5 protein-coding genes are annotated in these 6,466 nt (G+C 65.8%); 2 read left to right on the top strand and 3 right to left on the bottom strand.

What is annotated here, in order from left to right:
• The first annotated feature begins 184 nt into the window (after window positions 1-184).
• Both WBG82_RS11185 and WBG82_RS11180 read left to right on the top strand, forming a co-directional pair.
• Window positions 185-1,024 carry a ParA family protein gene (locus WBG82_RS11185; RefSeq protein WP_324301798.1) on the top strand — a complete coding sequence of 280 codons (840 nt, stop codon included), beginning with the start codon at window positions 185-187 and terminating at the stop codon, window positions 1,022-1,024.
• A 189-nt stretch (window positions 1,025-1,213) separates the two neighbouring features.
• On the top strand, window positions 1,214-2,137 hold the full coding sequence (locus tag WBG82_RS11180) for a ParB/RepB/Spo0J family partition protein (protein ID WP_424424607.1): 924 nt from the start codon (window positions 1,214-1,216) through the stop codon (window positions 2,135-2,137).
• A gap of 9 nt (window positions 2,138-2,146) precedes the next feature.
• On the opposite strand, the gene holA is transcribed toward WBG82_RS11180, so the two are convergent.
• From holA to leuS, 3 genes are read right to left on the bottom strand one after another with little or no spacing between them, the layout of a single operon-like run.
• A complete protein-coding gene (gene holA / locus WBG82_RS11175) occupies window positions 2,147-3,193 on the bottom strand; it encodes a DNA polymerase III subunit delta (RefSeq protein ID WP_424424606.1) in 1,047 nt (348 codons plus the stop codon).
• Window positions 3,194-3,214: 21 nt separating this feature from the next.
• Window positions 3,215-3,811, bottom strand: coding sequence for an LPS assembly lipoprotein LptE (gene lptE, locus WBG82_RS11170; protein WP_424424605.1), 597 nt, complete (start codon window positions 3,809-3,811; stop codon window positions 3,215-3,217).
• The gene (leuS, locus tag WBG82_RS11165) at window positions 3,750-6,389 is read right to left on the bottom strand and encodes a leucine--tRNA ligase (RefSeq protein ID WP_424424604.1); all 2,640 of its coding nucleotides are present in this window, start codon (window positions 6,387-6,389) and stop codon (window positions 3,750-3,752) included. Before leuS ends, lptE begins: the two co-directional genes overlap by 62 nt.
• Window positions 6,390-6,466: the final 77 nt, after the last annotated feature.

Raw genomic sequence — 6,466 nt, 5'->3', positions numbered from 1 at the left:
TTTCTCAAGGGGCAGGGCGCCCCGGATGAATTGACGCAGGCGGCAAAAAAATGGATATTTGACCACGAAGCTATCGCCAGCCAATCCGATCCATCCGGAACGGTGCTGAAGCTTTGGGGGCTCCACCATGCAGATCCCGGAAACTGACGCGACCGCGCGTATCCTCCAGCCACAGCAGACGGAAATGCGGCCGCGTATCCTGGTGCTCGCCAATCAGAAGGGCGGCGTCGGCAAGACGACGACCGCCATCAATCTGGGCACGGCGCTGGCCGCGGTCGGCGAACGGGTGCTGATCGTCGATCTCGATCCGCAGGGCAATGCCAGCACCGGCCTCGGCATCGGCAGGGCGGAACGCAAGGTGTCGGCCTATGACGTGCTGATCGGCTCTGCCTTGATCGAGGATGCGGTCGTACCGACCAAGGTGCCCGGCCTCGATATCGTTCCGTCCACCATGGATCTCCTTGGCGCGGAGCTGGAGCTTGCCAGTGTTCCGCGCCGCTCGCACCGCCTGCGCGATGCACTCGCCCGGATGCCGCGAAACGGCAAGGCCCGGGACGGCAGCGAGAAGGAAGCCGCCATGACGGCGCGGCCCTATACTTATATTCTGATCGACTGCCCGCCCTCGCTCAATCTCCTGACGATCAATGCGATGACGGCCGCCGACGCGATCCTCGTGCCGCTGCAATGCGAATTCTTCGCGCTGGAAGGTCTGAGCCAGCTTCTTCGGACAGTGGAGCGCGTGAAGTCGAGCCTCAATCCCCGCCTCGACATTCAGGGGATCGTGCTCACCATGTTCGATCAGCGTAACAAGCTTTCCGATCAGGTGGCGTCGGATGTGCGCCAGCATCTCGGCGACAAGGTCTATCGCACCGTCATTCCGCGCAATGTCCGCATTTCCGAGGCCCCGTCCTATGGCAAGCCGGCGCTGGTCTATGATCATCGCTGCGCCGGCAGCAAGGCGTATATGAAGCTCGCCTCGGAGTTGATCCAGCGCGAGCGGGCCCTGCGGCGGAATGCAGCCTGAAGCGGGCGAGGGCGGCCACATTAAGAAAATACGTTAATGCGCTGAAAGGGTTTGACAACCCGGCCATACGCAGTAGTGCCAAGCCTGTCACCATCTGAGACAGGCCCCGGACAAGACAAGGGAAGCTGGCGGCCGGTGAAGGGGAATCCGGCCATACCGGCGGAAATGCCGTCGAAAGACGAGAGGGACATGATGATGGCAGAGGAATCTCCGAGCCGGCTCGGGCGCGGCCTCGCGGCACTGATCGGCGACGATGCCGCCTTCGCGCTTGGCGATGCAGGCGCGCCTGCTCCGCGCGGCGTCCGCGAAGTGCCGATCGAGTTCCTGCGGGCCAACCCGTTCCAGCCGCGCCATGTGTTCCGCGAGGAGGATCTGGCCGATCTCGCCAATTCCATCCGCGAGAAGGGCATTCTGCAACCGATCGTGGTGCGGCCGGTGCAGGGAAGCGGCGAAGCCTATGAGATCGTCGCGGGCGAAAGGCGCTGGCGGGCGGCGCAGAAGGCGCAGCTTCATCAGGTTCCGGTCATCGTCAAGGAACTGACCGACGCTGAATCCCTCGAGATCGCCATCATCGAGAACGTGCAGCGCGCCGATCTCAATGCCATCGAAGAGGGGCTGGGCTATGACCGGCTGATGCAGCAGTTCCAGTATACGCAGGAGCAGCTTTCAAAACTCATCGGCAAGAGCCGCAGCCATGTCGCCAACACGCTGCGCCTGCTCAGCCTGCCGCAAGGAGTGCGGAACCTTGTCGAGGAGGGCAAGCTCTCCGCCGGACATGCGCGCACGCTGATCGGCGTTCCCAATGCCGAAGAGCTGGCCCGTGAAATCGTCGCCAAGGGCCTGAGCGTGCGCGATGCGGAAGCGCTGACCCGCAAGGCGACGACCGGCTCCGAAGCGCCGCGCCGCGGCGCCTCAACCGCGTCGGAGAAGGACGCCGACACGCTGGCGCTCGAACGCAATATCTCGGATCAGCTCGGGCTCAAGGTCGAGATCAGCTTCGCGGGCGAGAAGGGCGGCGACGTGCGCATCCATTACAAGTCGCTCGAGCAGCTCGACGAAATCTGCCGCCGTCTTGCCGGCCGGGGAAATCCCCGCATCAACAGCGCCGACTGAGCGCCCCGATCAGCGACGCCCACCCGCTCGCGCGGCCTGGGCGATCCGCATCAGCACCTGCCCGCAGATCGCGTCTTCGGGCAGGCCGGTCGTCTTGCACTGAAATTCGGCCTCCATGGCAAGTTCCATCGCCTTGCCGAGCTTGCGTCTGTTCCATAATCCAAGCTGCCGGCGCAGGAGCGCCGCGCGGCTGAAGTGAACGGGAGGCCGCATCGCGCGGATCGCCACATCGGCGGGCGTGCCCGTCTCCATTTCGGCGAGCACCAGGTGAAGCTGTTGAAGGCGCCGCGAAAGGGCGTTGACGAGGGCGACCGGGCTCGTATCCGCGCCCCGGGCGCGCAGAAGCGCAAGGTCGAGCGCCGCAAGGTCGCCACCGAGCGCCGCGTCCACCGCGTCGTCGAGGCTCGATTCCGAATTGTCGCCCACCGAGACACGCACATCGGCAAGGGCGACATTGCGCTTAGCGCCCGCTTCGGCCGGGCCCATATAGAGGCACAACTTGTCGAGCTCGTTCATCGTCACGCCGCGATCGCTGCCGAGATTCGCGGTCAGATATTCAAGCGCGTCGGGCTCGATGCCGAGGCCCTCCTTCGCCAGCCGCTGCCGGATCACGTTTTCAAGCGCGCCCGCATCGTCGGCATAGCAGGGAAGGGCGGCGGCATTGCCGCGATCCTCGAAGAGCTTGCGCAGGCTCGAGCGCGGTCCGAGATCGCCCGCCTCGATGACGACAAGCGCGTCGCCCGAGGGATCGTCGAGAAAACTCTCGAAGGTCTTGGCGAGACTGTCGCCCGCGCCGCGCACGCGCACGACGCGACGCCCGCCAAGCATGGCGATGGCGGCGGCCTCGTCGGCGAGCCGGGCCGGATCCGCCCGCAGATCGCCATCGCCGATCTCGGCGATGCGGAAGGGATCGGACAAATCCTCGACGACGCTGCGCGTCAGCATATTCATCCGTTCACGGACGAGTCCGCCGTCCGGCCCGTAGACGAGCACGGCGCGCACCCTCGCGTCCGGCTTCGCCGCGAAGCGGTCGGCGTCGGAAGCCTTGATCTTCATGCGCGTTCCGTCATGCGCAGCCTAGCGCGGCTCGAGAGCCGCGGTCGCCTGGCGATCGAAAAAGACGCTGAGCTGCAGCTTGATGTCGTCCGCAATGGCCTCGGCCGTGCGCTTCTCGGCCTCGCGGGCGGAGGTCAGATTGGCGAATTCGGATTCCGAGCGGTTGTAGGATGTGCGCGAGCGGGCGGTCGATTTGAGCACGGTCTTGCCAGTCGCCACGTCGACGAGCCTGAACGGCACGACGAGCACGAAATTCGCGCGGGTGACGGCGGCGTTCTGCTGGATGGCGACGTCCTGCGAATAGCTCGTCGGGGCGAGCTCGAGCTGGTAGGCGGCCCCGGCCGGTGCGGCGCCGCTCTCCGACAACCGGTCGAGGAGGCTGTATTTGAGCGTCCGGCCGAGCGCCGTCTCGGCGACGGAGACATCGACGCTGGCGAGCTTCGAGACGGTGGCCTCGGACCCCTGGCGTTCGCCGTAAAGCGGCGTGAACCCGCAGCCCGCGAGCGGCGTCAGCGCCGCCAGCAGGATGATGGCGGCAAGGCGCGCGGAGCGGCGCTCAGACGACGATGTTGACGATCTTGCCCGGTACGACGATGACCTTGCGGACGGCTTTCCCATCGATGGCCTTCTCCACTTTCTCGAGGGCGAGCGCGGCGCGCTCGACCGTCGCTTGATCGGCATCGCGGGCAATGGTGAGCTCGTCCCGGCGCTTGCCGTTCACCTGAACCGCGATGGTGATGGAGTCTTCCACGAGGAGGGCAGGGTCGGCAACCGGCCATGCGCTGTCGACGAGAAGCGCGTCATGGCCAAGCGTCTGCCAGGCCTCCTCGGCAAGGTGGGGCATCATGGGCCCGATGAGGAGCACCAGCGTTTCGAGCGCCTCCCGGAAAGCCCAGCCCAGCGAGCGGTCAAAGGTTTCGGCCTTCCATGAGGCCGTGCCCGCCGCCGATGCGACCGCGTTCACCAGTTCATAGACGTTCGCCACGGCCACGTTGAAGCGCAGCGCCTCGATATTCTCGTCGATCGCGGCGATCGCCTGATGGACCGCGCGGCGCAGCGCCTCGGCTTCGGCCGAGAAGCTTTCCGGCTTCGGCGTGCCGGCCGGCGGGATCAGCCGGGCGCGTTCGCCCGCCTCGCCCACGAGGCGCCAGATGCGCTGGACGAGCCGCCAGGCGCCCTCGACGCCGCCCTGCGTCCACTCGCTGTCGCGCTCGGGGGGCGTGTCGGAAAGCATGAACCAGCGCGCGCAATCGACGCCATAGCTGTCGGCGACGACCTCCGGCGGGACCACGTTCTTCTTCGACTTCGACATTTTCTCGGGCGCGCCGACCGTCACGGGCGTTCCGTCCGCGATCTTGCGGACCTTGCCGTCCTCGCCGCGCTCCACATCCTCGGGGAAAAGCCAACGGCCTTCCGTGTCCTTATAGGTTTCGTGGATGATCATGCCCTGCGTGAAGAGGCCGCCAAAGGGCTCCTTCACCGAAAGCCGCCCGCATTTCTCCAGCCCGCGCGTGAAGAAACGCGCATAGAGGAGATGCAGGATCGCGTGCTCGATGCCGCCGATATACTGATCGACCGGCAGCCAGTGGTCGGCCGCCTCCCTGCCGAGCGGCGCCGAGCCCGGCTCGCTCGCGAAGCGCGCGAAATACCAGGAGGAATCGACGAAAGTGTCCATCGTGTCGGTTTCGCGCCGCGCGGGCTTGCCGCATTGCGGGCAATCGACATGCTTCCAGGTCGGATGGCGGTCGAGCGGATTGCCCGGCACGTCGAAGCTCACATCTTCCGGCAGCTCGACCGGAAGGTCCTTCTCCGGCACCGGCACCGGGCCGCAGGCCTCGCAATGAACGATCGGGATCGGGCAGCCCCAGTAGCGCTGGCGCGACACGCCCCAGTCGCGCAGGCGGAAATTGACCGTGCCTTCGCCCGCGCCATCGGCCTTCAGCCGTTCGATGGCCGCACGCTTGGCGGCCTCGACATCGAGCCCGTCGAGGAAGCCTGAATTGATGGCGACGCCGTCATCCGTATAGGCCTCGTCGCCCGCGGGGAGCGCGGCGGCCCAGGCGGCGCGCTTCCCGGCATCGGCGGCCACATCCTTCGGCGCGACGACGGGCAGGATCGGCAGGCCATATTTCTTCGCGAAGTCGAAGTCGCGCTGGTCATGCGCGGGGCAGGCGAAGATCGCGCCCGTGCCATAGTCCATGAGCACGAAATTGGCGACATAGACGGGCACCGTCGCGCCCTCGATGAAGGGATGGCGGGCGCGCAGCGCGGTTCTGTAGCCCTTCTTCTCCGCCGTCTCGATCGCTTCGGCGCTCGTGCCGACATGCTTGCAATCGGCGATGAAAGCGCGAAGTTCGGCGTCGTCTTCGGCGAGTTTGCGCGTCAGCGGGTGGTCGGGCGACAGCGCGCAGAAGGAAGCGCCATAGAGCGTGTCGGGCCGGGTGGTGTAGATCTCGAGCCGGTAGCCGGGATCGCCGGGCACGCCTTCCAGCGGCCAGAAGACGCGCGCGCCTTCCGAACGGCCGATCCAGTTCTTCTGCATGGTGCGGACTTTTTCCGGCCAGCGCGGCAGGTCGTCGAGCGCGGCGAGAAGCTCGTCGGCGAAGGCGGTGATGCGGAAGAACCATTGCGCGAGGCGCCGCCGCTCGACCAGCGCGCCGGAGCGCCAGCCGCGCCCGTCGATCACCTGCTCGTTGGCAAGCACCGTATTGTCCACCGGGTCCCAGTTGACCTCGCTTTCCTTGCGATAGACGAGGCCGTGCTTCAGGAACTCGATGAAGATCTTCTGCTGTTCGGCGTAGTAGGAGGGATCGCAGGTCGCGATCTCGCGGCTCCAGTCGAGCGAAAGGCCGAGCAGCTTGAGCTGCGCCTTCATCGCCTCGATATTCTCATAGGTCCATTGCTTCGGATGGACCTTGCGCTCCATGGCGGCGTTTTCCGCCGGCAGGCCGAAGGCGTCCCAGCCCATCGGATGCAGGACGTTGAAACCCTTCATGCGCTTGAAGCGCGCGACGACGTCGCCCATCACATAGTTGCGGCCGTGGCCGATATGGATGCGGCCCGAAGGGTAGGGAAACATCTCGAGCACATAGTATTTCGGACGAGGATCATCGTTCCGTGTACGGAAGCTCTGCCGATCTTCCCAGATCTTCTGCCATTTCGGTTCGCTGGCACGGGCGTTGTAGCGTGTCGACATCGTCTGCTGGGCACTGTCTGAATATCCGGAAACGAGCCGCCATCGCCGTTTCTCGAGCGGCGATCACGGCTCCCCGG

The organism is Parvibaculum sp. (assembly GCF_049671045.1).
Classification (GTDB): domain Bacteria; phylum Pseudomonadota; class Alphaproteobacteria; order Parvibaculales; family Parvibaculaceae; genus Parvibaculum.
This window is presented reverse-complemented; position numbering and strand designations above follow the sequence as displayed.

Excerpts from the sequence above, each read along its gene's own strand:
- holA (WP_424424606.1), bottom strand. The coding sequence starts at position 3,193 with ATGAAGATCAAGGCTTCCGACGCCGACCGCTTCGCGGCGAAGCCGGAC.
- lptE (WP_424424605.1), bottom strand. The coding sequence starts at position 3,811 with ATGGGAAAGCCGTCCGCAAGGTCATCGTCGTACCGGGCAAGATCGTCA.
- leuS (WP_424424604.1), bottom strand. The coding sequence starts at position 6,389 with ATGTCGACACGCTACAACGCCCGTGCCAGCGAACCGAAATGGCAGAAG.
- WBG82_RS11185 (WP_324301798.1), top strand. The coding sequence starts at position 185 with ATGCGGCCGCGTATCCTGGTGCTCGCCAATCAGAAGGGCGGCGTCGGC.
- WBG82_RS11180 (WP_424424607.1), top strand. The coding sequence starts at position 1,214 with ATGATGATGGCAGAGGAATCTCCGAGCCGGCTCGGGCGCGGCCTCGCG.